Genomic DNA, 26,462 nt, shown 5'->3' with positions numbered 1-26,462 from the left:
TAAACTTGTAACCGTTATCACATTTAAGGAGATGGAGAACCATGAAACAAACCGTTGCTGCTTTTATCGCCAAAACGCTGGAACAGGCTGGCGTAAAACGAATCTGGGGCGTCACTGGCGACTCCCTGAACGGCCTGAGCGATAGTCTTAATCGTATGGGAACCATTGAATGGATGCCAACCCGCCACGAAGAGGTCGCCGCTTTCGCCGCTGGCGCACAAGCGCAGCTTACCGGCGAGCTGGCAGTGTGCGCCGGTTCATGTGGACCGGGCAACCTGCATTTGATCAATGGCCTGTTTGATTGCCACCGTAACCACGTCCCTGTTCTGGCGATCGCCGCCCATATTCCGTCCAGTGAAATCGGCAGCGGTTATTTCCAGGAGACCCACCCGCAGGAGTTGTTCCGTGAATGCAGCCACTATTGCGAGTTGGTTTCCAGCCCGGAGCAGATCCCGCAGGTGCTCGCCATCGCCATGCGCAAAGCGGTGCTAAACCGCGGCGTCTCCGTGGTCGTACTGCCGGGTGACGTGGCGCTGAAACCCGCGCCTGAAAACGCCGTCACTCATTGGTACCATGCCCCGCACCCCGTCGTCACGCCGGCGGAGGAAGAGCTGAAAAAACTGGCGCAACTGCTGCGCTACTCCAGCAATATCGCATTGATGTGCGGTAGCGGCTGCGCGGGCGCGCATGAGGAGTTGGTCGCGTTGGCGGCAAAACTAAAAGCGCCAATCGTTCATGCCCTGCGCGGCAAAGAGCACGTTGAGTACGATAACCCTTATGATGTGGGAATGACCGGCCTGATTGGCTTTTCTTCTGGCTTCCACACCATGATGAACGCCGATACGCTGATCCTGCTCGGCACCCAGTTCCCCTACCGCGCCTTTTATCCGAGCGATGCCAAAATCATTCAGATTGACATCAACCCGGGCAGTATTGGCGCGCACAGCAAAGTCGACATGGCGCTGGTGGGCGATATTAAAGCCACGCTTCGCGCCCTGCTGCCGCTGGTGGAAGAAAAAAACAATCGTAAATTCCTCGATAAAGCTCTGGAGCACTATCGGGACGCCCGTAAGGGACTTGATGACTTAGCCAAACTCAGCGACAAAGCCATCCATCCACAATATCTGGCGCAACAAATTAGTCATTTCGCCGCTGACGACGCTATTTTTACCTGCGATGTCGGCACCCCGACCGTCTGGGCGGCCCGCTATCTAAAAATGAACGGCAAGCGCCGCCTGCTGGGCTCGTTTAACCACGGGTCAATGGCCAACGCCATGCCACAGGCGCTCGGCGCTCAGGCCACCGCGCCGGGTCGGCAGGTTATCGCGATGTGCGGTGATGGCGGCTTCAGTATGCTGATGGGCGATTTTCTCTCGGTGGTACAGATGAAGCTGCCGATAAAAATCGTCGTCTTTAATAACAGCGTGCTGGGCTTTGTGGCGATGGAAATGAAAGCCGGCGGCTACCTTACCGACGGTACCGAACTGCACGACACCAATTTCGCGCGTATCGCCGAAGCCTGCGGTATTACCGGTATTCGCGTGGAAAAAGCCGCAGACGTGGACGGAGCGCTACAGCGCGCGTTTTCCATTGACGGCCCGGTACTGGTTGACGTGGTCGTGGCAAAAGAAGAGCTGGCGATCCCGCCGCAGATCAAACTGGAACAAGCGAAAGGCTTTAGCCTGTACATGCTACGCGCCATTATTAGCGGCCGCGGCGATGAAGTGATCGAACTGGCGAAAACGAACTGGCTAAGGTAAAACAGTGCACATCACCTTTTAAAATCCAGGGATGTGCCATGATTGATTTACGCAGTGATACCGTTACCCGACCGGGCCGCGCCATGCTCGAGGCGATGATGACCGCCCCGGTCGGGGACGACGTATACGGCGATGACCCTACTGTTAACGCCCTTCAGCGCTACGCCGCCGACCTTTCCGGTAAAGAAGCGGCGCTTTTTTTACCCACCGGCACCCAGGCCAATCTGGTCGCGCTGCTTAGCCATTGTGAACGCGGCGAAGAGTATATCGTCGGTCAGGGCGCGCATAATTATCTCTATGAAGCTGGCGGCGCTGCGGTGCTCGGCAGCATTCAGCCGCAGCCTATCGACGCCGCCGCGGACGGTACGCTGCCGCTGGAGAACGTGGCGGCGAAGATTAAAGCGGATGACATCCACTTCGCGCGCACGCGCTTGCTCAGTCTGGAAAATACGCATAACGGGAAAGTGCTGCCGCGCGCGTATCTGAAAGACGCCTGGACATTTACCCGCGAACGTGGACTGGCGCTGCACGTTGACGGCGCCCGAATTTTTAACGCGGTGGTTGCCTACGGCTGTGAGTTAAAAGAGATTACGCAGTATTGCGACTCTTTTACCATCTGCCTGTCAAAAGGTCTCGGAACGCCGGTCGGTTCGCTGCTGGTCGGCAACCGCGATTACATTAAACGCGCGACGCGCTGGCGTAAAATGGTCGGCGGCGGAATGCGTCAGGCCGGGATTCTGGCAGCGGCCGGACTGTATGCGCTGAAGCATAACGTGGCGCGTCTGCAAGAGGATCATGATAATGCCGCCTGGCTGGCGCAGCAGCTTCGGGAAGCGGGCGCGGAGGTCATGCGCCACGAAACGAATATGCTGTTTGTTCGCGTTGGCGAAGCACAGGCCGCCGCGCTTGGCGACTATTTACGGGAACGGAATATCCTGATTAACGCCGCGCCGATTGTGCGTCTGGTGACGCATCTGGATGTTTCTCGCGAACAGCTTGCCGACGTCGTCGCCCACTGGCGCGCCTTTTTAGCCCGCTAAGGAGAGCAACGTGGCGCAACGTATTCTGGTTCTCGGTGCCAGCGGCTATATCGGCCAGCACCTGGTCTTTGCGCTAAGTCAGCAAGGGCATCAGGTACGGGCGGCGGCGCGGCGCGTGGAACGTCTGGAAAAACAGCGCCTCGCCAACGTCAGTTGTCATAAGGTCGATCTGCACTGGCCGGAAAATTTACCCGCGCTGCTTCGCGACATTGATACCGTTTACTATCTGGTACACGGCATGGGCGAAGGCGGCGATTTTATCGCCCATGAGCGTCAGGCGGCGCTCAACGTGCGCGACGCGCTGCGCCAGACGCCGGTTAAGCAACTTATTTTCCTCAGTTCACTGCAGGCACCGGCGCATGAGCAATCCGATCACCTGCGCGCCCGCCAGCTTACGGCTGACACGCTGCGCGACGCAGGCGTACCGGTGACGGAATTACGCGCCGGGATCATCGTCGGCGCAGGCTCCGCCGCCTTCGAAGTCATGCGTGACATGGTTTACAACCTGCCAATACTCACGCCGCCGCGCTGGGTGCGTTCGCGCACCACGCCCATCGCTCTGGAAAATTTACTCTACTACCTGGTCGGCTTGCTGGACCACCCTGCGCACGAGCATCGTATTCTGGAAGCCGCCGGGCCGCAGGTATTAAGCTATCAGCAGCAGTTTGAACGTTTTATGGCCGTCAGCGGTAAACGGCGTCCGCTGATCCCGGTGCCTTTTCCGACCCGCTGGATTTCGGTCTGGTTTTTAAACGTCATTACCTCTGTGCCGCCGACTACCGCAAAAGCCTTAATCCAGGGGTTAAGGCACGATTTGCTGGCCGATGACGCCGCGTTAAAAAAGTTGATCCCCCAAACGCTTATCACCTTTGATGACGCCGTTCGCCGCACGCTGAAAGAAGAAGAAAAACTGGTGAACTCCAGCGATTGGGGCTACGACGCGCTGGCCTTCGCCCGCTGGCGTCCCGAATACGGCTATTTTCCAAAGCAGGCGGGCTTTACCGCGCAGACCCCGGCCAGCCTATCGGCGCTCTGGCAGGTCGTAAATCGGCTGGGTGGCAAAGAGGGCTATTTTTTCGGCAATATTTTGTGGCAGACGCGCGCCGCGATGGACCGTCTGGTGGGGCATAAACTGGCGAAAGGCCGCCCGTCGCATACCTTGCTCAAGCCTGGCGATACGGTAGATAGCTGGAAAGTGATCATTGTCGAACCAGAAAAACAGCTCACGCTCTTGTTTGGCATGAAAGCGCCGGGTCTGGGGCGGCTTAGCTTCACGCTGCACGATAAAGGCCGCTACCGCGAAATTGACGTGCGCGCCTGGTGGCATCCACACGGAATGCCGGGCCTGATTTACTGGCTACTGATGATCCCGGCGCACCTGTTTATTTTCCGGGGAATGGCAAGGCGTATTGCCCGACTTGCAGAACAAATCACAGAAAAATGAGAAAAAGTTGCTGTATTCTTTCGTGTTTCCCATTGCATACCGACGTAATTCACGGAAGAATGCGCACGACGGTTTATTAAACACAGTGGATTGATATGAAGGTACTGGTTACCGGCGCCACCAGCGGCTTAGGTCGAAACGCGGTTGAATTTTTGCGCAATAAAGGCATCAGCGTCAGAGCGACGGGTCGCAATGAAGCGATGGGCAAGCTGCTTGAAAAAATGGGCGCGGAATTCGTCCATGCGGATTTAACCGAACTGGTCTCCTCGCAGGCTAAAGTGATGCTCGCCGGGATCGACACGTTGTGGCACTGCTCCAGCTTTACCTCGCCCTGGGGAACCCAACAAGCTTTCGATCTGGCGAATGTTCGCGCCACCCGCCGTCTGGGAGAATGGGCGGTCGCCTGGGGCGTGCGCAATTTTATTCATATCTCCTCTCCCTCGCTCTATTTTGATTACCACCATCACCGTGATATCAAAGAGGATTTCCGTCCGCATCGGTTTGCCAATGAGTTCGCCCGCAGTAAAGCCGCCGGTGAAGAGGTGATTAATCTGCTGGCGCAGGCTAATCCGCAAACACGTTTTACGGTATTGCGTCCGCAAAGCCTGTTTGGCCCGCACGATAAAGTATTTATCCCACGTCTGGCGCATATGATGCACCATTACGGTAGCGTCTTATTACCGCACGGGGGCAGCGCGCTGGTCGATATGACCTACTATGAAAATGCGATCCACGCCATGTGGCTGGCCAGCCAGCCGGGCTGCGATCATCTGCCTTCTGGCCGCGCTTATAACATCACTAACGGCGAAAACCGCACCTTACGCAGCATCGTACAAAAGTTAATTGATGAACTGACTATCGACTGCCGCATTCGCTCTGTGCCTTACCCGATGCTGGATATGATCGCCCGCAGTATGGAGCGCTTCGGCAAAAAATCCGCCAAAGAGCCCCCGCTAACGCATTACGGCGTGTCAAAACTGAATTTTGATTTTACGCTCGATACGACTCGCGCGCAGGAAGAGCTGGGCTACCAGCCCATCGTCACGCTGGACGAAGGCATTGAACGCACCGCCGCCTGGCTACGCGATCACGGAAATTTACCGCGTTAATCCTGGCCGTACTTCTCCAGTAATGCTTCGGCAATCGCCTGCGTTTCGGCATCTGCGATACCGTTCCATTGCGCCGGACGGAAGTGCATCTGGAACGCCATAATCACCCGCTGCTGCTCGCGTGCCGTCATATCGGCTTTGACTTCATAACCATAGCGCGAGAGTAACGCAAGCACCGTTGCGGTATCGACTGGCGTATACGGCGCGCGTCCAGCCAGATAAAACGCCACACGCTGGGCGTCAGGCCAGGCGCCAATCCCCTGTGCCGCCAGCTCGCGCCACGGGAAGCGCGGGCCGGGATCGTCTTTACGCTGCGGCGCGATATCCGCATGGGCCACCACATTCTGCGGTTTGATGTCATAGCGCGCGATAATGTCCTTCGCTAACGGAATCAATGCCTGAATTTGCGCGGATTCAAACGGCGCGAAAGATTTCACCCCGCCGGACATTCGCCAGCCGCGATTTTCCAGCTCAATGCCAATAGACGTATCATTGAGACGCGTGGCGCCTCGCCAGAAACTGACGCCCGCATGCCAGGCCTGATCCTGTTCCGGCACCAGTTGCCAGATGCGCGGTTTACCGCCATATAATGGCGGGGTTGCGGGAATCAGGTAATGCGAACTGACGTTGCGGCCCGTTAACGTCGCCAGCGAAACGTCAAAGTTTTCCGCCGTATAGTGAATCACCAGGACTTTAATGCGCGGATAGGCCGCCTGCGACCGATGTCGGGTATCAAGCTGATATCCCTCTTTATCGATAATTCCTTTTTCGCTCGCGCAGCCTGTTAACAGCAACGCGAGACCCACCAGCCACAGTAGCGCTCTCATCGGCGCGTTTTCACCGCCGTTCCGCTGACGCTGACCATCAGCATACTGCCATCCTTGCCGACAGTTTCGTAATCAATATCGATGCCTACCACCGCATCGGCGCCCAACGCTTTAGCCTGCTCACCAAGTTCCTGAAAAGCAATTTCACGCGCTTTACGCAGCTCTTTCTCATACGCGCCGGAACGTCCGCCGACGATATCCCGAATGCCGGCGAAAAAATCGCGGAAAATATTGGCGCCTAAAATGGCTTCGCCCGTCACCACACCGCAATACTCCACGATGCTTTGTCCTTCCAGCGTTGGGGTTGTTGAAAACTGCATAGTGAATCTCCCGGGTTAGCTAAGCACACGATCTCAAACGCATTATCAAGCTGATACGCTATCATTGAAAGGATATAATTGATTATCGTAGATCGGTTTTTGCTCGATCGCCTATAAGGAAATCATCATGCGCTATTCTAAACTCTCTTTGCTCATCCCGTGCGCGCTTCTGCTTAGCGCCTGTACGACTGTCACTCCCGCCTACAAAGATAATGGCCCGCGTATCGGCGCGTGTGTGGAAGGCGGCCCGGACAGCGTGGCTCAACAATTTTACGACTACCGTATTCAACACCACAGCAATGATATCGCCGCGCTTCGCCCCTACTTGAGTGATAACCTGGCGAAATTGTTGACCGACGCCAGCCGCGATACGGAGCACCGCCAGTTGATGAGCGGCGATCTGTTCTCCAGCCGCGCTACGCTGCCGGATAGCGCCAACGTCGCCAGCGCATCAACCATTCCGAACCGAGATGCGCGCAACATTCCTCTGCGGGTAGCGTTAAAACAGGGCGATCAAAGCTGGCAGGATGAAGTGCTTATGATTCACGAAGGCTCATGCTGGGTGATTGACGACGTTCGCTATCTGGGCGGAGATGTCCATGCCCCTGCCGGTACGCTGCGCCAGTCGATAGAAAACCGTTAACAGACAGTATTCCCCCGCTTTTGCACCCATAACCCCGTAAATTGTCTGGCATTCTGCCCGGGATGCCGACAATTCTTCTTACCTACTATTCCTCCTGCTATTTTGTGCTATGTTTAGGGAAGAATGTGGGATATATTTAACTTTTAACGCATAAATATTGCATAACTATTCTGCGAAAGGTACTATCTGCGGCTTCAATAGCTATCAGACTGCCTGTATACGAGTGTCAATGAGTATTCAATTAAACGGCATTAATTGCTTTTACGGCGCGCATCAGGCGCTGTTCGATATCACGCTGGATTGCCCCGAAGGCGAAACGCTGGTGTTGCTTGGCCCAAGCGGGGCGGGTAAAAGTTCGCTGCTGCGTGTACTCAATCTGCTTGAGATGCCGCGCTCCGGCACTCTGACTATCGCCGGGAACCATTTTGACTTTACGAAAACGCCGTCCGATAAGGCGATTCGTGAGCTACGTCAAAATGTCGGAATGGTCTTTCAGCAATATAATCTTTGGCCGCATCTCACCGTTGTGCAGAATCTGATTGAAGCGCCCTGCCGCGTACTGGGTCTGACAAAAGATCAGGCGCTGGCGCGCGCAGAAAAGCTGCTGGAGCGTTTACGTCTGAAGCCATATAGCGATCGTTATCCGTTGCACCTTTCCGGCGGTCAGCAGCAGCGCGTCGCGATTGCCCGCGCGCTGATGATGGAGCCGCAGGTGCTGCTGTTTGATGAACCGACCGCCGCGCTGGACCCGGAAATTACCGCTCAAATCGTCAGTATTATTCATGAGCTGGCGGAAACGAACATTACTCAGGTGATCGTTACGCATGAAGTCGAAGTGGCGCGTAAGACCGCCAGTCGTGTGATTTATATGGAAAATGGTCACATCGTCGAGCACGGTGATGCGGGTTGCTTTGCCCACCCTCAGACCGAAGCGTTCAAAAACTATCTCTCTCACTAAGATTCGGGACAATGACAATGAAAAAAGTTCTGATTGCCGCGCTAATTGCAGGCTTTAGCCTTTCCGCTACAGCAGCCCAGACCATTCGTTTTGCGACCGAAGCGTCCTATCCGCCGTTCGAATCGATGGATGCTAATAACAAGATTGTCGGCTTTGACGTCGACCTGGCCAACGCGCTATGTAAAGAGATCGACGCCTCCTGTACCTTTACCAATCAGGCGTTCGACAGCCTGATCCCCAGCCTGAAATTCCGCCGCTTCGACGCTGTAATGGCGGGAATGGATATCACGCCGGAACGTGAAAAGCAGGTGCTGTTTACCACGCCATATTACGACAACTCCGCGCTGTTCGTGGGTCAGCAGGGCAAATACACCAGCGTCGATCAACTGAAAGGCAAGAAAGTCGGCGTACAGAACGGTACGACGCACCAGAAATTCATCATGGATAAGCATCCGGAAATCACCACCGTACCGTATGACAGCTATCAGAACGCGAAGCTGGATCTACAAAATGGCCGTATCGACGCTGTTTTCGGCGACACGGCGGTCGTGACCGAATGGCTGAAAGCCAATCCTAAGCTGGCGCCGGTCGGCGATAAAGTCACCGATAAAGATTATTTCGGCACCGGTCTGGGTATCGCGGTACGTCAGGGCAACACCGAGCTGCAGCAGAAATTCAATACTGCGCTGGAAAAAGTGAAGAAAGATGGGACTTACGAGACCATCTATAACAAATGGTTCCAGAAGTAATCTTTGATGAACGAATTTTTTCCTTTAGCAAGCGCCGCCGGGATGACCGTCGGCCTTGCCGTCTGCGCGCTGATCATTGGCCTCGCGTTAGCCATGTTCTTTGCCGTCTGGGAGTCCGTAAAATGGCGCCCGATTGCCTGGATAGGCTCCGCGCTGGTCACTATTTTGCGCGGCCTGCCGGAAATTCTGGTGGTGCTGTTTATCTATTTCGGCTCCTCGCAACTCCTGCTTACGCTGTCTGACGGGTTTACCCTCCATCTCGGCTTTACGCAGATCCCGGTGCAAATGGAGATTGAGAACTTTGACGTCAGTCCGTTCCTGTGCGGCGTGATTGCGTTGTCCCTGCTGTATGCGGCCTATGCGTCGCAGACGCTACGCGGCGCGCTGAAAGCCGTTCCGTCTGGTCAGTGGGAGTCGGGTCAGGCACTGGGATTATCAAAGACGGCGATTTTTTTCCGTCTGGTGATGCCGCAGATGTGGCGTCACGCCCTGCCAGGGCTGGGTAATCAGTGGCTGGTGTTGCTAAAAGATACGGCTCTGGTCAGCCTTATCAGCGTTAACGATCTAATGTTGCAGACCAAAAGTATTGCCACACGCACCCAGGAACCGTTTAACTGGTACATTATTGCGGCGGCTATTTACCTGGTCATTACGCTGATCAGTCAGTACATTCTCAAACGCATAGACCTGCGCGCGACACGTTTTGAGCGGAGGCCGGACTAATGCTTGAGTATTTACCTGAACTGCTAAAAGGGCTACACACCAGCCTGACGCTGACCGTGGCTTCTATTGCCGTCGCTTTGGTGCTGGCGTTAGTTTTTACCATTATCCTGACGCTAAAAACGCCGTTCGTGGTGTGGCTGGTGCGCGGCTATATCACGTTGTTTACCGGTACGCCGTTGTTGGTGCAAATTTTCCTGATCTACTACGGACCCGGTCAATTCCCGACATTGCAAGAGTATCCGCTACTCTGGCATCTACTGTCTGAACCGTGGCTGTGCGCACTGATCGCGTTGTCGCTAAACAGCGCCGCTTATACCACGCAGCTATTTTATGGCGCGATTCGCGCGATTCCGGAAGGTCAGTGGCAGTCCTGCGGCGCGCTGGGGATGAGTAAGAAAGATACGCTGGCGATTTTGTTGCCCTATGCGTTTAAACGCGCCCTCTCCTCCTATTCTAATGAGGTGGTACTGGTCTTCAAAAGTACCTCGCTGGCCTATACCATCACCTTGATGGAGGTCATGGGGTACAGTCAGTTGCTCTATGGTCGTACCTACGATGTGGTGGTATTTGGCGCGGCAGGCGTAATTTACCTGGTCGTCAACGGTCTATTGACGCTGATGATGCGTTTGATTGAGCGTAAAGCCCTGGCGTTTGAGCGGCGCAATTAACCAGGCAGGATAAGGCATTCTCGCCGCCGTTCGACAATGGTCAGATGGCGCTGCGCTTATCAAGCCTACGATGCATAATATTGAATAAACCCGACGGACAAGTGGTTAACTTGTCCGTCTTTTTTTATCCATTTAAAAATATTTAATCATTTTTATTGCATATAAATTCAATTGATGGCATTGTAAATCTATGCCGCAGACACGGCGCATAATCATAAGATTACGGGAGTGACATCATGAAAAAGTTAGTTCTGGCCGCATTACTCGCCTCTTTCGCCACTGGCAGCATCGCCGCTGAAAAAATCAATTTCGGGGTTTCCGCCACCTATCCCCCGTTTGAATCCCTGGATGCGAGTAATAAAATTGTGGGCTTCGATATCGATCTGGCAACCGCATTATGCAAGCAAATGCAGGCAGAATGTACTTTTACCAATCATGCTTTCGATAGTCTTATCCCGGCGCTGAAATTCAGAAAATATGATGCCGTCATTTCCGGAATGGACATTACCCCGGAGCGCAGTAAGCAGGTCGCCTTTAGCAATCCCTATTATGCGAATTCCGCGCTGGTGATTGCCAAAAAAGACACCTATAAAACCTTTGCCGATCTAAAAGGTAAGCGTATCGGTATGGAAAATGGCACCACGCATCAAAAATATCTCCAGGATAAACATCCGGAGGTCAAAACCGTGGCCTACGACAGCTACCAGAATGCGATTATCGACCTGAAAAATGGCCGTATTGACGGTGTCTTTGGCGATACCGCAGTGGTCAATGAGTGGCTGAAAACGAATCCGCAACTGGGTCCGGCAACAGAGAAAGTGACCGATCCGCAATACTTCGGTACCGGACTTGGCATCGCGGTGCGCCCGGACAATAAGGCGTTGCTGGAAAAACTGAATAATGCGCTGGCCGCCATTAAAGCGGACGGCACTTATCAGAAAATCAGCGATCAGTGGTTCCCGCAGTAAGACGTATGTGATTAGCCCACCGTGTTGCGAAATGGCAGTATAAATACCTTATTCAGACCACGAAATCATCCTGGCCTGATAAGCGCAGCGCCATTGAGCATTCTACAGTTTGTCATCAGTCTCAAACGCCTGCATCAACAGGCGATTCGGACTAATACTTGCCGGGTGACGCTAACGCGTACCCGGCTTACAACATTGTTACGTTTTTAGATAACATCCAGACCCAGACGGCGATACTGCTCCGCCGGAGCATCATTTTCTTTCATCAAACGGATAAGTAAGTTGATCATCCTTGCTTCGATGGCCTCATCATGAATAGGATGTTGCTGCTGCGGATCATCTCTGAGATCAAACAAGAGATGACCAAAGCTATTCACACCTTTATATTTTTCCCTGGCCGGAATACGTAATACCTGAAGCCCTTTAGTAAAGTTAAACGGAGGTGCCAGAGATAATTTTCCCAGTTCATCCACATCATAACGCGCATTCATCTTGATCGGCATTAACGTGTAGTTCGCAATGTCATGCTCACGCCCCGGCTGCGCGGCCCGCATATAAACATAGCGTCCGTCGGTAACATTAACATGTCCGCTAAACACGCCAAACAGAGCGCCTTCCCTGACGGGTTCATCACTGGCAATGACTTTCGCCAGCGGTTGGCCCTGCATATCTGCGGGAATAGGTTGTTGAAAATAATCCAGTAGCATTGGCGCCCAGTCAATCATCTGCACCAGCGACTGCCGTCGCGCTCCGCATACCGCGCTGCGCGGGTCCCAGATAAACAGCGGGTTATTCGCCACCTCGTTATAATAGGGCATTTGATTTTTAGCCCACCAACCGTGCTCCCCCAGCAAGAAGCCGTGATCGGTACCGACAATCAGCATCGTATCGCGCCAGAGATCGTGTTCATCCATCAGATCAAGGATACGTCCCAGATTGCGGTCGCACATGGAAACCAGGGCCCGATAACGACAGCGAATATGCGCTATCGCCTCCTCGCTTTCACTGACTTTGCCGCGCGGCCAGTCATAATGCGGGCCTTGCCACTCATCGTCATAGAGCGATAAATATTCCTCGGTGGTATAAAACGGCTCATGCGGATCGAACGTCTCAACCTGCAATAACCAGTTATCTTCGGCATGATTTTTATGGATAAAATCGCACCCGGCGTCAAAAACTTTCGTCTGGGGAAAATCGGCTTCCTGCTGGATGTATTCGCGGTTCGCCCAGTCATGACGCCATAGCCCGGAAACGCCGCCTCCGGTTTGTTTTTGTGGAACGCGCAGTACTTCCGGAATGGGCGGCTCGCCAACGCTCGCCTTCCAGTGATCGCCCTCCTGACCGCGTACTACGTCCCAGGAGCTATAGCGGTTATGGTAATTACCGCCGCCGTCTTCCCAGTAATGCAGATGATCGCTGATAAGATGGGTGTAGATCCCCGCTTTTTTCAATAATTCCGGCATGGAATCATCAAAGGGTTCCAGCGGGCCCCACTCACGATGCAGGAAATTATAGCGCCCGGTGTGCAGTTCCCGACGGGCTGGCATACAGGGCATACTGCCGACATAACTATTGTCAAAGGTGGCGGCATGTGCCGCCAGGCGTTGAAAGTTAGGCGCTTTCGTTAGCAAATCACCATAGGGCGGCAAATAGTTTTTATTCAGGCTGTCAAACAGCAGAATAATCGCTTTCATGACTCAGCCTCATTTGTTGAGCAGGTGCGGAAAATTTTTCTCTACCACATCGTAAATCTGTTTACCTATTGATTCGCCATCCATGATATTTTCAATGGGAATGAGATATTGTCCGTGTTTAGGATCGAGGCTAACGACATCAAGCAATTTTTTTGAAATCGCATAAATATCTGCCCAGTCGGTAAATCCACCGACCTCTCCCGCTGCCGTATGCTCCATATCAAAAGAGAAGTCATATTTTGCTAACGCTTTTTTAACCACAGTCTGTAACATTACGCTACTGCCTACACCATAACCGCATACGAATAAAATATTTACAGAATCTTTCATAATAAAATCCTTTATATAAACCGAATCAATTAAATGGAATAAGGACCAAGATGGAACGTTGAAGCAATAAATTTCAGTAATTCACAAATCGCAGGCCACAGAGTCGCCCAGTCAAATATTCCCGTCCAGCCCACACCTTCTTTTGCCAGCCCGGTTAAAGGAATGGCCCATACCGTACCGAAAGTCTGAATAATCCCTAACAGGAAAGTACAAATAATAACGGAACGATATCCCCCCATTCGGTTGGCTAATACGCCGATGGGACCGCCGGAAAAGAAGAGCGGAACAAAACCAGGCAATACCATAATAGGGCTATGGATGAGCAGCAGAATGCCCATGGAAAAAATCGTGCCGAAGGTACAAAAGACGAATCCCAGCGTGGCCGCGTTCGGCGAAAAAGGTAATAAAGCAGCAACATCCACAGCCGGTATAGCGTTAGGAATAAAGCGATCCTGCCATCCTTTAAACGAACCGTTAATTTCGCCTACCATCATCCGCACGCCCTGCAGCAAGATGACCATATACATAGAGAATTGCAGGCCCAGATTGATGATATAGATATACCAGGGTTTGCCTTTCGCCATTAACTGTACGTTATCGATCCCTGTCGCCAATAGAAAACCGCCAACGAAGAGCGTCATCACAATGGCGATTGCCGTCACGTTGTGGTTAAAAATGGCTAACCAACCGGGAAGTTTCAGGTTTTCGGCGTCATGCTTTTCCGGATCGCCGAATTTATGCGCGAATTTCGAGAAAAACCACAGTCCCAGCATCTGGTTATGCGCAATGGTAAAACCGGCGTTATTGGTCACTTTGGCGATGGGTTTAACAATAAGCGTAGTTGAAAACGCCCAAAAGACCCCGGTCAATACCCCGGCAATCACAATGGATTGTACCCAACCGAACCCCAGCCAGAAGACGATTAACCACAGTACTGCCTGTGAATGAGAGACCCCGGTATTACCGGTAAGAAATATACCTTTTGCGCCGGTATAACGGCCAAATAAAACTAATAACAGGTTAGTAAAAAACGCCAGTACAAAAACGTATCCTACATAGCCGAAATTATCGCCCAGCGCTATTTGCGTCGCGGCTTTCATGGCATATGAATCCATTAAGTATCCATGCACGCCATAAGCCTTGCTGACTGCCTCTGCAACCGGTTTAAAAGTGGCTGAAAATTGAAAGCCGCCAAATAACACCATCATCAAACCGACCATCGCGCTGATCATACCGGTGATAATTTTTATAGGCGTCTTTTTATCCAGCGCATAGCCAACACCGACTAATATCCCAATTAATATTGCCGGTTCAGTTAAAAACGTTTGAATAACATCTATAAATTTGGCAAACATCGTCTGAACGCCCTCCATAAGCGTGCCTATTCGTTGTCATGATTGACCCCTTTACTGACGTTACGTATTGCTTCGCTGATGCTATTGAAATTTACCCGATAAACCACCTTGTCTAATTTTGCCTTACACGCACTGTAATAATCAAAATTAGTCATTAAAAGATTTAAGTGATTATTTGTGATTTGATTTGCAAAAATAGGTTAATATATAACCATGATCGATCGGAGTTTTTTATCGATCGATCATGGTTATTATTATTTATGGATAATTAGATAGTTAATATAGATATTTTGTATGTCTGGCTTTTGGCGCTACAGCCTGCAAAGCAATGTTAACACTTCATAATGCGCGGTATGCGGGAACATATCGAAAAGCTGAACACGTTGAATACGGTAGTTCGGCAGATGACGAATATCCTGCGCCATCGTCTGCGCGTTACAGCTCGAATAAATGATAAAACGCGGCGCCATTTGTGCAAGGTAATCGCACAACGGCTTGCCAATGCCGCGGCGGGGAGGATTCACCAATACCAGGTCGGGCGTTTCGCCTTGTGCGGTGGCGAATTGGGTGGAATCCAGCGCCTGGAAATGAAGGCGGGTCAATCCTAGCTCGGCAGCGGATTGCTTCGCGCAGGCAATCGCCTCCGGCGCGATCTCAATACCGGTTAATTGCATCTGCGGCGTCGCGCAGTGCAGGCCGAATCCGCCCACTCCGCAAAAAAGATCCCACATATGGCGTACCGGCAGTTGCCCTACCCAGTCGCGCGCCGTTGCATATAATCGGCTGGCGACCGTAGGGTTGGTCTGAAAGAAACTTTGCGGACGAATCCACAGCGGCACATCGTTAAAACGTTCCGCCAGCGCCTGCTGATCCGTCAGATAGATTTCCGTCTCCCCTTCCATAATCGCCATATGTACCGGCTGAATATTTGCGGTGATCACCCTGAGCTGCGGCAGTTGCGCACGCAGCCACGGTAACGCTGCGCGAAGTTGCGTAAGTTTGGTTTCTGAACGCAACACGAAGCGTAGCATCATGCCGCCATCGAACTGACTTTCCGTCAGCAACAGGTATTTCAGTTCGCCACGTTTTCGCGCCACGTTATAAGGCGTGAGTCCGGCACGGGCAATAAAAGGTTTTAGCGCGCTGAATACGGGGGCAAAGGAGGCGGGATACAGCGGGCAGCCGCAAAGATCGACTGGCGTACCGTCGCGATGCAGCATCCCGAAGAGCGGTTTTTCTACACTACCGCTCACGACCATTTTCGCTTTGTTGCGGAAATGCTGTTCCGGGCCGCCAATCGGCGCGCACCACTGTTCAACAGGCAGCCCGGTCAGCAAACGATGTAAATCGGCTGTTTTTGCGGAAAGTTGTTCGTTAACCGACTGCGTAATCCATTGACAGGAACGGCAGCGACCCGCGTCATAGAGTGCGCACTGCATACCAAAAAACCTTCATATTATCCGGGGCGACGATTATACACATTATTGCAGCCGGAAGAACCGACGGCTGGGAGCGGGAATAAACAGCAGAAACAGAATTAAAAGATCGGGGAGTTTTTGCATGACCAGGGAATGCAGGATATCACGCTTCGATTCTCCCGCGATGCTAAACAACTCCGGATACCCGTAGCCTAACGACGCCGCCCACAGATACCCACTCACAATAATTTGTGTCGCCAGGTACACCCAGCGCGCCCAGCTACGGCCTTTCACCAGCGAAAACGCACAATAAATTTCAACAAAGACCAGCACTAAGCTTGCCAGAAAGACCAGGGTTAAGCTCCACGTCTGCACACTGCGATGAATAAACTCGCCCATCCCACGTATGCCGAGGGTATTCATAATCATCAGCACATCGAGACCGCGAATCAAAATAATCGCCATAGCCGCAACCTGCACCAGCGTAGGCACATTTAAACGGGCATGTGATGAGGTTGATTGCTTTATAAATCCCAATGAATGTCTTCCCTGAAAATGATGCCGCGACCCGCGCGGCAACGCATTGCCATAGTGGAAGATTTTAGTGGCTTCAGCCGCGTCTTGCACGCTGGATATCGCGAATCCGCTGTTTTTCCGCTCGCGCCATCAGGTACCAGGCAATAAATCCGACGATTCCTACCACACCGAGGATTAACGTCGCCAGCGCGTTGATTTCCGGGTTCACGCCCATGCGCACACTGGAGAAAACCAGCATCGGTAGCGTGGTGGCGCCGGGACCGGAAACGAAGCTGGCAATCACCAGATCGTCAAGGGAGAGCGTAAAGGCCAACAGCCAGCCCGAGATCACCGCTGGCATGATCATCGGTAACGTAATGACAAAAAAGACCTTCAACGGCGCCGCGCCAAGATCCATCGCCGCCTCTTCAATCGAACGATCCAGTTCGCGTAATCGCGAAGCGATCACCACTGCCACATAGGCGGTACAGAAAGTGACGTGCGCCAACCAGATGGTCAGCATTCCGCGATCGGAGGGCCAGCCGATAGCATGACCGAGCGCGACAAACAGTAGCAGCAGCGACAGCCCGGTAATCACATCCGGCATCACCAGCGGCGCGGTGATCATAAACGCAAAGCCGTTTGCGCCGCGAAATCGTCCAAATCGCACCATCACCACCGCAGCGATAGTACCGAGCACCACCGCCATCGTCGCCGCGCAGGCGGCAATTGTCAGGCTTAGTCCCACTGCGCTCATCATGGCGGAATCCCGAAAGAGCTCGCCATACCAGCGCGTCGACCATCCCGCCCACACCGTCACCAGCTTCGAACTGTTAAACGAGTAAATCACCAACATTAACATCGGCGCATAGAGAAAAGTAAACCCCAGCACCAGAATCAGAATGCGCCAGGGCGAGCGAACGACCGGTAAGTTATTCATCCGTGCTCCCCCACACTTTTTTGCTGATGTTTATGGAACCACATGATCGGTACTATCAGCAGCAGCAACATAATAATGGCGACCGCAGAAGCCACCGGCCAGTCGCGGTTATTGAAAAACTCCTGCCACAGGACGCGACCAATCATGATACTGTCCGGCCCGCCAAGCAGTTCCGGGATCACGAATTCGCCCACCGCCGGGATAAAAACCAGCATCGAGCCAGCGATGATTCCGCCTTTGGTGAGCGGGACAATGATGCTAAAAAACGTTTTCAGCGGTCGGGCGCCGAGATCCAACGACGCTTCCACCAGCGAATAATCAATGCGCGTCAACGCGGTATAAATGGGCAGAACCATAAACGGCAGATACGCATAAACAATGCCGATATAGACGGCCAGGTTAGTGTGCAGGATCGTCAGCGGCTGATCGATAATCCCTAGCCACAGCAACACATTGTTCAGCACACCGTTGTTTTTCAAAATGCCCATCCAGGCATAGACGCGTATTAAAAAAGACGTCCACGAGGGCAGGATCACCAACAGCAGCAGGATATTGCGCGTGGAGGGCTTGCTGTGCGCCACCGCCCACGCCAGCGGGTAGCCCAGCAGCAGGCAGCAGATTGTGGAAATGCCGGCAATTTGTAACGATTGCAGATAGGCTTCGAAATAGAGCGGATCGTCGGTCAGTTGCAAAAAATTACCGAGATTGAGCGTAATCGACAACTGACCGTCAGCCCATTCCAGCAGATCGGTATACGGCGGGATCGCCCGCGCCATTTCCGCCAGACTTATCTTAAAGACGATAAGAAACGGCAGTAAAAACAGTAGAATGAGCCAGATATAAGGCAAAGCAATAACCAGCTTACGCCCATATTTCATTTGCATTCGCGCCAACCATAGCGCCGCGCCGCCAGGTTTACTGATGCGTGCCGGAGGTTCAAGTGTGCTCATGTTTCCCCCTTATACCGTCAGGACCACGCAGCTATCCGCTTCCCAGCACAAACGCACTTCATCGCCCCAGGTCGGTAACCCTTTCCGGTAACGGTGCGCATTCTGCAGTTGAGCGCTGATCATCTGCCCGCTTTTTAGCCGCACATGATAAATAGACAGATCGCCGAGATACGCAATATGCGCCACTTCGCCGACGGCGAAATTATAGCCATCGGCAGGCGGCGACTCACACAGCATGATTTTTTCCGGACGTAGCGCCACATATACCGGCACATTATCAACGACAGAGGCATCTGCATCGACTTTTAACGGATGAACCAAACCAGGTGCGTCAATGACCAGACCATCCTCTTCACGCGCTTTCAGTAAGCCCTCAAAAACATTTACCGATCCGATAAATTCGGCGCTGTAGCGGGTCGTCGGATGCTCGTAAATCTCCTCCGGTTCGCCAATTTGCACAAATTTTCCACGGTTCATGATGGCAATGCGCCCCGCCATCGTCATCGCTTCTTCCTGATCGTGCGTCACCATGACGCAGGTCACGCCGACGCGCTCAAGGATATCCACCACTTCAAGCTGCATCCGGTCGCGTAATTTTTTATCCAGCGCGCCCATCGGTTCATCCAACAAGAGCAGCTTAGGACGTTTCGCCAGACTGCGCGCCAGGGCCACGCGCTGACGCTGACCGCCGGAAAGCTGATGCGGCTTACGTTTCGCAAACTCCTGCATGTGCACCAGACCCAGCATTTCATTGACGCGGCTGGTAATCTCCGCCTTCGGCAGTTTGTCCTGCTTCAGACCAAAAGCGATGTTCTGCTCTACCGTCATATGCGGAAACAACGCATAGGACTGAAACATCATATTAATCGGACGCTGATACGGCGGAACATGCGCCAGATCGACGCCGTCGAGCATAATTTGCCCGCTGCTCGGCGGTTCAAAACCTGCCAGCATCCGTAGCAGAGTCGATTTTCCACAACCTGACGCGCCCAGCAGGGCAAAAATCTCGCCTTTATAGATAGTCAGACTGACATCATCGACAGCATGTTGCCCGTCGAATGACTTCGTCAGGTTGCGAATTTCCAGAAGCGGCGTCAGCGCTTTACGGGTTTTCACCTGCGGGCGGTGGGGGACATCATTCACAAGGCGCTCTCCGGCATAACACAATCAAACGATACAAACGGTGGAATGCCCGATAGCGCACGCTTATCAGGCCATACCGTTAATAAATTACTTACCGCTTTTCACCTTCGTCCATGCGCGGGTGCGGACGCGATCAATCTTCGGCTCCTGCACTTTCAAGGTAAACAACTTGGCCCGCACATCCGCCGGCGGATAAATTCCCGGGTTATCGCGCACCTGCTGGCTGACCAGCGCCGTCGCCTCTTTATTCGCATTGGCGTAGAAAACGTGATCGGAAATATGAGCAATCACATCAGGGCGCAGCAGATAATTAAGGAACTGGTAGGCCTCGTCTTTATTTTTGGCGTCAGCCGGCATGGCAAACACATCAAAAAACGCCATTGCCCCCTCTTTGGGGATCGAGAAAGAGATATTGACGCCATTTTTCGCCTCTTTCGCCCGGTTAGCGGCCTGCCAGACATCGCCCGCCCAGCCGATGGCCACACAGGTATCGCCATTAGCCAGATCGTTAATGTATTGCGAGGAGTGGAAATAGCGAATGTTTGGCCGTAGCTTCAACAACAGATCGGTTGCCGGGCCGGTGTAGTCATCCGCTTTGCTGCTATTCGGATCTTTACCCAGATAATTCAGCACGGTGGCAAAAATTTCTTCAGGCGCATCAAGGAAAGAGACGCCGCAGCTTTTTAGCTTCTCCAGATTTTCCGGCTTGAGGACTAAATCCCAGCTATTCACTGGCGCATCATCCCCCAGCACCGCTTTCACTTTATCAACGTTATAGCCAATGCCCGTCGTGGCCCACATATAGGGCATGGCGTATTTGTTGTCAGGATCGTGCTTCGCTACCAGTTTCAGCAGTTCAGGATCGAGGTTTTTCCAGCCGGGAAGTTTGCTTTTATCCAGCGGCTGAAAAACGCCCGCGGTGAGCTGGCGCTCAAGAAAACTGGCCGATGGCACCACCAGATCGAACCCGGTGCTGCCTGCCATTAACTTGCCTTCCAGCACTTCGTTAGAGTCAAAGACATCATAGATAACGTTAATCCCGGTCTCTTTTTCAAAGTTCGCCACCGTGTCCGGCGCGATATAATCTGACCAGTTATAAATGTGCAGCGTTTTTTGTTCGGCAGCGAGCGTGCCGACAGAGACGACCATCAGAGCACCCGCAACCAGACCCGATAGCCATTTTTTCTTTAAGGCGGTCATCATCGCTTTCCTTCTGAAATCCGTTAACAAATGAACCCATTAGGCGTGGTCTAAAACATGCCTGAAATGTGCATACCTTTTCATTTGATACAAATGAAGAAGAGAGGTCGCCCTCCCTGCCATCAAGCTCGCTATAGAAGCTTCGCAAGAATAACTTTAGCTAAGGTTTGAGGCTATAGCCCAGATTAAAAAACGCCTTTTATCAATTTTTTATGCAGGTTTTGTCTATGTGATAAAGCGAAATGGTCAGAAAGGAGGTGAATAATTCTTTAAATAAAGGTTAACGGCAGCATAAAAAAACGTAAACAGCAGCCGCGCTGGCAGCGACTGCCTGATTATCGGGAGGGATCAGTGAAGAAAATGGTCAACCGCGCTGGTTTTTTGCGCGTCTTCTTCCGCGTTAAACAGAAGCTGATGCGCCCCGGCCTCAAGGATCACCATAGAAATCTGCTCTTCACTTTGGCGAACAAACCATTCGAACTGTTCGTAGGTGACGCCTTGCATAACGGATAAAGACTGGCACACAACCAGTTTTGGCAGATTATCATCCTGCATATCGAGAAAAGCTTTTACCGTCAACGAACTGGCGTTAATAGCAGAGAGATCGGCCGCCAGCGGCAGCAACGCGGAAGGCCTGACCTCCGCCATCGCGGAAAAAAGAACGGTGTTGTCCACCAAATCGATTTTAGCATCGTAGACGCCGTCAAAATTCTGCATATGCGGCAAATGCAGCGCCTGGCAGGTATCACATTCGAAGAAATTCATGCCCAGGTCGTCGAGCCATTGACGCAACGTATCCAGAGTGGGAACGACCAGTGATATCATAATAATGTGCTACCTCTTACGATGACGATGAAAAAATTACCGGCACAGCTTACGCAAAAAGCGTGCTTCGTACTACGGCGGAATCCATGATTGCGATTAGCCGCCGATTTTAAGGCAAAATTCAGGCGTAGCGTGACGTTCTATCCACTGAATCATTCGCCCCGCGATATCCACGCCCGTGGTCTTTTCGATACCTTCCAGTCCCGGCGAGGCATTCACCTCCATCACCAGCGGCCCGCGCGCGGCGCGTAAAATATCGACGCCCGCCACATCCAGCCCCAGCGTCTGTGCGGCTTTGATGGCGATATCCCGTTCACGGGGCGTGATCGTCGCGATGCTGGCCACCCCGCCGCGATGAAGATTGGAGCGAAAATCACCGGCTTTCGCGCACCGCTCAATCGCCGCCACAACCTCATTGCCGACGACCAGACAACGAATATCGCATCCTTTAGCTTCGGCAATGTATTCCTGAACCAAAATATGGGCATTCAGCCCCCGAAACGCATCAATAACGCTTTCAGCAGCCTGACGCGTCTCCGCCAATACCACGCCGATCCCTTGCGTGCCTTCTACCAGCTTCACGACCAGCGGCGCCCCGCCAACCATCTTAATAAGATCGCTGGTATCATCCGGCGAATGGGCGATCCCGGTAATGGGGAGATCGATCCCCTGGCGCGCCAGAAGTTGTAGCGATCGCAGCTTATCGCGCGCGCGGGTAATGGCGACGGATTCATTCAGCGGATAGCTACCCAGTAGCTCAAACTGACGTAGCGCAGCGGTACCATAAAAGGTAATGGCCGAACCAATACGGGGAATAACAGCGTCAAAATGGGGCAGACGACGCCCCTTGTAATGGATCGACGACGCTGCCGGATTAATATTCATATAGCAGGAAAGAGGATCGAGTATCTCGACCAGATGGCCGCGCCGCATCGCCGCTTCGCGCAGACGTTTGCAAGAATAGAGCGTTCCATCCCTGGACAATATGGCAATTTTCACCCTGCACCTCGCTGAAAACCCTGAAAAGCCCGCGTATCATACACTGGCCCGCAGGTTTTAGCGCGTCGCCCAGCCCTGTTTATGCAAATATTCAAGGATAAATGGGCGATTTTCTTTAATCAGGGTGCGACGGATATGATCGCTCCAGGTATCGCGTCGCGTATTACTGCCGCGGGTCAGATAATACTCAGCCAACTGCTCGTCATAGCGCGCCAGCAGCTTTTCATCAAGCGGTTGATACTGGTTCTCATGAACCACAAGCTCGGCAGGCAGGCGCGGTTTCAGATCCGGATTATCCGCAGGCCATCCCAAACACAGGCCAAAGAGCGGCAATACATGCTTCGGCAATTTTAATAGTTCGGTAACAGACTCAATATTGTTACGGATGCCGCCGATATACACGCCGCCTAACCCCAGTGATTCCGCCGCCGTCAGCGCATTTTGCCCCATCATCGCCGTATCGACGACACCGAGCAGCAGTTGTTCGGCAAGCCCCAACTGCGCGTCAGGACAGATCTGCAAATGACGATTAAAATCGGCGCAAAATACCCAGAACTCAGCGGCCTGCGCCACATGCTTTTGCCCGCCCGTCAGGGGTACTAACGCCTCGCGCAGCGCCCGATCGGTAATACGGATAATAGAGCTGCACTGTAAAAAACTGGAACTGGACGTGCTGCGCGCGGCGGCAATAATGGCCTCTCGCTGCGCGTCAGTCACGGGTTCATCGGTAAAATGGCGAATAGAACGATGGCCACAAAGAAGTTCAATGGTCGGACTCATTATGCTTTTCTCTATCTGAACGGGAAGAAATGTCGGGTGGACGTTTCATCAACTGCGGCGCCAGTAACTGCGCAATACGCCACATCATCGCCACCGCGGCGGGGAGGATCAACACGACGCCCAGGAAAACCATCAATACGCCAGCCAGCGGCGTATTGAACGGCGCGGGCAGCGTAAGGTAATGATTAAGCGATAGCAGAGCAAGCGCCAGCAAAATCATACCGAGGTATTCCAGTATCAGTACGCTTTTGGGTAACACGCCAATCGTGCGCATATCAAGCCTCCCGGTTAACTGACGCACAGTGTAGAACGTTCTGGTCCGGCGTGCTTAACAGATATAGCCCTGGGTTATCAAAGGAACAGGCGTAACCTGCTTTTCATCTGCCGTAAATCGCGGCATGATAACACCTGTTCGCCGTCTGGCTTTATGTTCGAGGAGAGATATGTTTACTGTTATTTTTGGCCGCCCAGGGTGCCCTTATTGCGTGCGTGCAAAAGAGTTGGCGGAAAAACTGAGCAAAGAACGCGACGATTTCAACTACCGCTATATTGATATCCATGCCGAAGGCATTACTAAAGCGGATTTGGAAAAAACCGTAGGTAAACCTGTAGAAACCGTACCGCAGATTTTTGTCGATCAAAAACATATCGGCGGCTGTACGGATTTTGAAGCATGGGCAAAAGAAAATCTGAATCTTTTCGCCTGATTGCTCTGGCAACGCCCTCTACCGGAGGGCGCTATCGGCGTTTTTTTCGCCGGTGGCTAAACAGGCTGCTAATAAACAAATAGCAGAGCGCGCCTAACGCACACCAGAATACGGCGCTAAATAACCACGCCAGTTCTTGCCAAAACGATCGGGTAGGCATAAATACCACGCGCATTAACACCAGGCAAAACGGTGCCGCCAGCATCGCCCCGATCAGCGGTCGGATCACCTCGCGTCGGTGAGAACAAAAACTGGCCACCGCGCCAGGTAACGTAAAAAATAACAGTCCAATCTCAGGATGCCCTGCCGCGCGAAAAGCGCCTTGTACATGCATAGTTAATGAAAGACACACCACAATAAAGAGTACAAAGCAGCAGACAACGCTTGCCCACCCGTGTTTATGTTTCAATCGTTCCTCCTGACACTCTCTATCGAACACGCTTTCCGCCGTGAGGCATCCAGTCAGATAAAGTCATGTGGCATTCCATGCCAAAAACACACCTGCACGATTCTTATAGCCGTTAGTACGCAATAAGATTAAACTAGCAGGATATATTGTTGTGTTGTTTTTATTTGGATGCTGTATGCAATACGATTGCACCCTTAATTCATGATAAAAACAGTAGCGTAAATTACCATTTCTTTCAACAGCTTACTCGTAAACAAGAAGTTAGTCTCCGTGAATATAAACGTCGCAGATTTGTTAAATGGGAATTACATCCTGTTATTATTTGTGGTCCTGGCTCTTGGCCTGTGTCTTGGCAAGTTACGTCTGGGTTCAGTCCAACTTGGTAATTCCATTGGCGTTTTAGTGGTCTCTCTATTATTAGGGCAGCAACACTTTAGTATTAACACCGACGCGCTAAATCTGGGATTTATGCTGTTTATTTTTTGTGTCGGCGTCGAGGCTGGCCCCAACTTTTTTTCGATTTTTTTTCGCGACGGTAAAAATTATCTGATGCTTGCCCTGGTCATGGTCGGTAGCGCTCTGCTAATCGCCTTAGGCCTTGGTAAGCTTTTCGGCTGGGATATCGGCCTGACGGCCGGTATGCTGGCCGGCTCAATGACATCCACGCCCGTGCTGGTTGGCGCAGGCGATACCCTGCGACATTCCGGTATCGCCAGCACGCAACTCTCCTCCGCTCTTGATAATCTGAGCCTGGGCTATGCCCTGACCTATCTGATTGGGTTGGTCAGTCTGATCGTGGGCGCGCGCTACTTGCCTAAACTGCAGCATCAGGATTTGCAAACCAGCGCCCAGCAAATTGCTCGCGAGCGCGGTCTGGATACCGATGCTAATCGCAAGGTTTATTTGCCGGTTATCCGCGCCTATCGGGTTGGCCCGGAGCTGGTGGCCTGGACTGACGGCAAAAACCTGCGCGAGCTGGGTATTTACCGTCAGACAGGCTGCTATATCGAACGTATTCGCCGTAACGGTATTCTGGCGAACCCGGATGGCGATGCGGTGCTGCAAATGGGCGATGAGATTGCGCTGGTCGGCTATCCGGACGCGCACGCCAGGCTCGATCCCAGCTTCCGTAATGGTAAGGAAGTGTTTGATCGCGATCTGCTTGATATGCGCATCGTGACGGAAGAAATTGTGGTGAAAAACCACAATGCGGTCGGTCGCCGCCTCGCTCAGCTCAAGCTGACCGATCATGGCTGCTTCCTTAACCGCGTCATCCGCAGCCAGATCGAAATGCCTATCGACGATAACGTCGTGCTGAATAAAGGCGACGTGTTACAGGTGAGCGGCGACGCCAGACGCGTAAAAACCATCGCCGATCGCATTGGTTTTATTTCGATCCATAGCCAGGTGACGGACCTGCTCGCCTTCTGCGCTTTTTTTATCATCGGGTTAATGATCGGGATGATTACCTTCCAGTTCAGCAATTTTAGTTTCGGCATCGGCAACGCGGCTGGATTGCTGTTCGCCGGGATCATGCTCGGTTTCCTGCGCGCTAACCATCCTACCTTTGGTTATATTCCGCAGGGCGCGCTTAACATGGTGAAAGAATTCGGCTTGATGGTATTTATGGCAGGCGTTGGTTTAAGCGCTGGCAGCGGTATCAGCAACGGTCTGGGCGCGGTCGGCGGACAAATGCTGATCGCCGGGCTTGTCGTCAGCCTGGTACCGGTGGTGATCTGCTTCTTGTTTGGCGCTTATGTGCTGCGCATGAACCGGGCGCTGCTGTTCGGCGCCATGATGGGCGCGCGTACCTGCGCCCCGGCGATGGAAATCATTAGCGATACGGCGCGCAGCAATATTCCAGCGCTGGGTTATGCGGGGACTTACGCTATCGCCAACGTTCTGCTAACGCTGGCGGGGACGCTTATTGTCATCATCTGGCCGGGGTTAGGATAAAACTGAAGTTTGCCTTTAAGTGAAAAAATTT

28 protein-coding genes are annotated in these 26,462 nt (G+C 52.6%); 12 read left to right on the top strand and 16 right to left on the bottom strand.

The window, feature by feature from the left end; genetic code table 11:
* Positions 1-41 precede the first annotated feature (41 nt).
* The 4 genes from poxB to NAZ64_RS15035 all read left to right on the top strand — a co-directional run bounded on the left by poxB (position 42) and on the right by NAZ64_RS15035 (position 5,353).
* Positions 42-1,760, top strand: a complete 1,719-nt coding sequence (gene poxB / locus NAZ64_RS15050; RefSeq protein WP_000815322.1) for a ubiquinone-dependent pyruvate dehydrogenase — start codon at positions 42-44, stop codon at positions 1,758-1,760.
* A 38-nt stretch (positions 1,761-1,798) separates the two neighbouring features.
* Positions 1,799-2,800, top strand: a complete 1,002-nt coding sequence (gene ltaE / locus NAZ64_RS15045; RefSeq protein WP_000566346.1) for a low-specificity L-threonine aldolase — start codon at positions 1,799-1,801, stop codon at positions 2,798-2,800.
* A gap of 10 nt (positions 2,801-2,810) precedes the next feature.
* Entirely contained in the window at positions 2,811-4,244 is a 1,434-nt protein-coding gene (locus NAZ64_RS15040; protein ID WP_000079006.1) for an SDR family oxidoreductase, read from the top strand.
* Positions 4,245-4,339: 95 nt separating this feature from the next.
* A complete protein-coding gene (locus tag NAZ64_RS15035; RefSeq protein ID WP_000866907.1) occupies positions 4,340-5,353 on the top strand; it encodes an NAD-dependent epimerase/dehydratase family protein in 1,014 nt (337 codons plus the stop codon).
* On the opposite strand, the gene NAZ64_RS15030 is transcribed toward NAZ64_RS15035, so the two are convergent.
* On the bottom strand, positions 5,350-6,180 hold the full coding sequence (locus NAZ64_RS15030; RefSeq protein ID WP_094964353.1) for an N-acetylmuramoyl-L-alanine amidase: 831 nt from the start codon (positions 6,178-6,180) through the stop codon (positions 5,350-5,352). The two genes, NAZ64_RS15035 and NAZ64_RS15030, sit on opposite strands and share 4 nt — an antisense overlap.
* Positions 6,177-6,500: a heavy metal-binding domain-containing protein gene (locus tag NAZ64_RS15025; RefSeq protein WP_001160725.1), complete on the bottom strand. Its 324-nt coding sequence runs from the start codon at positions 6,498-6,500 to the stop codon at positions 6,177-6,179. The genes NAZ64_RS15030 and NAZ64_RS15025 overlap by 4 nt, the downstream gene beginning before the upstream one ends.
* Positions 6,501-6,627: 127 nt before the next feature.
* Between NAZ64_RS15025 and NAZ64_RS15020 the strand changes: the two genes are divergently transcribed.
* The 6 genes from NAZ64_RS15020 to artJ all read left to right on the top strand — a co-directional run bounded on the left by NAZ64_RS15020 (position 6,628) and on the right by artJ (position 11,209).
* Positions 6,628-7,143: a lipoprotein gene (locus tag NAZ64_RS15020; protein WP_001270724.1), complete on the top strand. Its 516-nt coding sequence runs from the start codon at positions 6,628-6,630 to the stop codon at positions 7,141-7,143.
* A gap of 229 nt (positions 7,144-7,372) precedes the next feature.
* On the top strand, positions 7,373-8,101 hold the full coding sequence (artP, locus tag NAZ64_RS15015; RefSeq protein ID WP_000027186.1) for an arginine ABC transporter ATP-binding protein ArtP: 729 nt from the start codon (positions 7,373-7,375) through the stop codon (positions 8,099-8,101).
* A 17-nt stretch (positions 8,102-8,118) separates the two neighbouring features.
* Positions 8,119-8,850, top strand: a complete 732-nt coding sequence (artI, locus tag NAZ64_RS15010) for an arginine ABC transporter substrate-binding protein ArtI (protein WP_000756586.1) — start codon at positions 8,119-8,121, stop codon at positions 8,848-8,850.
* Between the two features lie 6 nt (positions 8,851-8,856).
* Positions 8,857-9,573 carry an arginine ABC transporter permease ArtQ gene (artQ, locus tag NAZ64_RS15005; RefSeq protein WP_001001677.1) on the top strand — a complete coding sequence of 239 codons (717 nt, stop codon included), beginning with the start codon at positions 8,857-8,859 and terminating at the stop codon, positions 9,571-9,573.
* Entirely contained in the window at positions 9,573-10,241 is a 669-nt protein-coding gene (gene artM / locus NAZ64_RS15000) for an arginine ABC transporter permease ArtM (RefSeq protein ID WP_000895396.1), read from the top strand. The genes artQ and artM overlap by 1 nt, the downstream gene beginning before the upstream one ends.
* A gap of 236 nt (positions 10,242-10,477) precedes the next feature.
* The gene (gene artJ / locus NAZ64_RS14995) at positions 10,478-11,209 is read left to right on the top strand and encodes an arginine ABC transporter substrate-binding protein ArtJ (RefSeq protein ID WP_000737533.1); all 732 of its coding nucleotides are present in this window, start codon (positions 10,478-10,480) and stop codon (positions 11,207-11,209) included.
* A 206-nt stretch (positions 11,210-11,415) separates the two neighbouring features.
* Here artJ and NAZ64_RS14990 read toward each other — a convergent pair whose 3' ends face one another.
* The 13 genes from NAZ64_RS14990 to NAZ64_RS14930 form a co-directional block, all read right to left on the bottom strand.
* The gene (locus NAZ64_RS14990) at positions 11,416-12,903 is read right to left on the bottom strand and encodes a sulfatase (protein ID WP_076726333.1); all 1,488 of its coding nucleotides are present in this window, start codon (positions 12,901-12,903) and stop codon (positions 11,416-11,418) included.
* A 9-nt stretch (positions 12,904-12,912) separates the two neighbouring features.
* Positions 12,913-13,233: a PTS sugar transporter subunit IIB gene (locus NAZ64_RS14985; RefSeq protein ID WP_000655399.1), complete on the bottom strand. Its 321-nt coding sequence runs from the start codon at positions 13,231-13,233 to the stop codon at positions 12,913-12,915.
* 29 nt (positions 13,234-13,262) lie between these two features.
* Complete coding sequence (locus NAZ64_RS14980) at positions 13,263-14,606, bottom strand: PTS sugar transporter subunit IIC (RefSeq protein ID WP_000399323.1); 1,344 nt, start codon at positions 14,604-14,606, stop codon at positions 13,263-13,265.
* A gap of 293 nt (positions 14,607-14,899) precedes the next feature.
* The gene (rlmC, locus tag NAZ64_RS14975; protein ID WP_001149801.1) at positions 14,900-16,027 is read right to left on the bottom strand and encodes a 23S rRNA (uracil(747)-C(5))-methyltransferase RlmC; all 1,128 of its coding nucleotides are present in this window, start codon (positions 16,025-16,027) and stop codon (positions 14,900-14,902) included.
* A gap of 42 nt (positions 16,028-16,069) precedes the next feature.
* A complete protein-coding gene (locus tag NAZ64_RS14970) occupies positions 16,070-16,543 on the bottom strand; it encodes a YbjO family protein (RefSeq protein ID WP_000505788.1) in 474 nt (157 codons plus the stop codon).
* A gap of 73 nt (positions 16,544-16,616) precedes the next feature.
* The gene (gene potI, locus NAZ64_RS14965; protein ID WP_001061621.1) at positions 16,617-17,462 is read right to left on the bottom strand and encodes a putrescine ABC transporter permease PotI; all 846 of its coding nucleotides are present in this window, start codon (positions 17,460-17,462) and stop codon (positions 16,617-16,619) included.
* On the bottom strand, positions 17,459-18,412 hold the full coding sequence (potH, locus tag NAZ64_RS14960; protein ID WP_220569322.1) for a putrescine ABC transporter permease PotH: 954 nt from the start codon (positions 18,410-18,412) through the stop codon (positions 17,459-17,461). The genes potI and potH overlap by 4 nt, the downstream gene beginning before the upstream one ends.
* 9 nt (positions 18,413-18,421) lie before the next feature.
* Entirely contained in the window at positions 18,422-19,555 is a 1,134-nt protein-coding gene (gene potG, locus NAZ64_RS14955; RefSeq protein ID WP_001000698.1) for a putrescine ABC transporter ATP-binding subunit PotG, read from the bottom strand.
* Positions 19,556-19,642: 87 nt separating this feature from the next.
* Positions 19,643-20,755 (bottom strand): spermidine/putrescine ABC transporter substrate-binding protein PotF, encoded by a 1,113-nt coding sequence (gene potF / locus NAZ64_RS14950; protein ID WP_000125769.1) that lies wholly within the window; start codon positions 20,753-20,755, stop codon positions 19,643-19,645.
* Positions 20,756-21,103: 348 nt separating this feature from the next.
* A complete protein-coding gene (locus NAZ64_RS14945) occupies positions 21,104-21,580 on the bottom strand; it encodes a YbjN domain-containing protein (protein ID WP_000624814.1) in 477 nt (158 codons plus the stop codon).
* 96 nt (positions 21,581-21,676) lie between these two features.
* Complete coding sequence (gene rimK / locus NAZ64_RS14940; protein WP_000684361.1) at positions 21,677-22,579, bottom strand: 30S ribosomal protein S6--L-glutamate ligase; 903 nt, start codon at positions 22,577-22,579, stop codon at positions 21,677-21,679.
* 57 nt (positions 22,580-22,636) lie between these two features.
* Positions 22,637-23,359 (bottom strand): nitroreductase NfsA, encoded by a 723-nt coding sequence (nfsA, locus tag NAZ64_RS14935; protein ID WP_000075300.1) that lies wholly within the window; start codon positions 23,357-23,359, stop codon positions 22,637-22,639.
* Positions 23,343-23,633 (bottom strand): YbjC family protein, encoded by a 291-nt coding sequence (locus tag NAZ64_RS14930; protein ID WP_001259137.1) that lies wholly within the window; start codon positions 23,631-23,633, stop codon positions 23,343-23,345. Before NAZ64_RS14930 ends, nfsA begins: the two co-directional genes overlap by 17 nt.
* A 169-nt stretch (positions 23,634-23,802) precedes the next feature.
* Between NAZ64_RS14930 and NAZ64_RS14925 the strand changes: the two genes are divergently transcribed.
* Positions 23,803-24,066, top strand: a complete 264-nt coding sequence (locus NAZ64_RS14925) for a GrxA family glutaredoxin (RefSeq protein ID WP_000495513.1) — start codon at positions 23,803-23,805, stop codon at positions 24,064-24,066.
* Positions 24,067-24,097: 31 nt separating this feature from the next.
* Here NAZ64_RS14925 and NAZ64_RS14920 read toward each other — a convergent pair whose 3' ends face one another.
* Positions 24,098-24,475 (bottom strand): inner membrane protein YbjM, encoded by a 378-nt coding sequence (locus NAZ64_RS14920; RefSeq protein WP_000680850.1) that lies wholly within the window; start codon positions 24,473-24,475, stop codon positions 24,098-24,100.
* Between the two features lie 270 nt (positions 24,476-24,745).
* Here NAZ64_RS14920 and NAZ64_RS14915 point away from each other — a divergent pair, with 270 nt between their 5' ends.
* Positions 24,746-26,431 carry an aspartate:alanine antiporter gene (locus NAZ64_RS14915; RefSeq protein WP_001024853.1) on the top strand — a complete coding sequence of 562 codons (1,686 nt, stop codon included), beginning with the start codon at positions 24,746-24,748 and terminating at the stop codon, positions 26,429-26,431.
* The last annotated feature ends 31 nt before the right edge of the window (positions 26,432-26,462 follow it).

This window comes from Salmonella sp. A1325, assembly GCF_056991255.1.
Note: the sequence above shows the minus strand (reverse complement) of the source record. Positions and strands in the feature narration are given on the sequence as shown.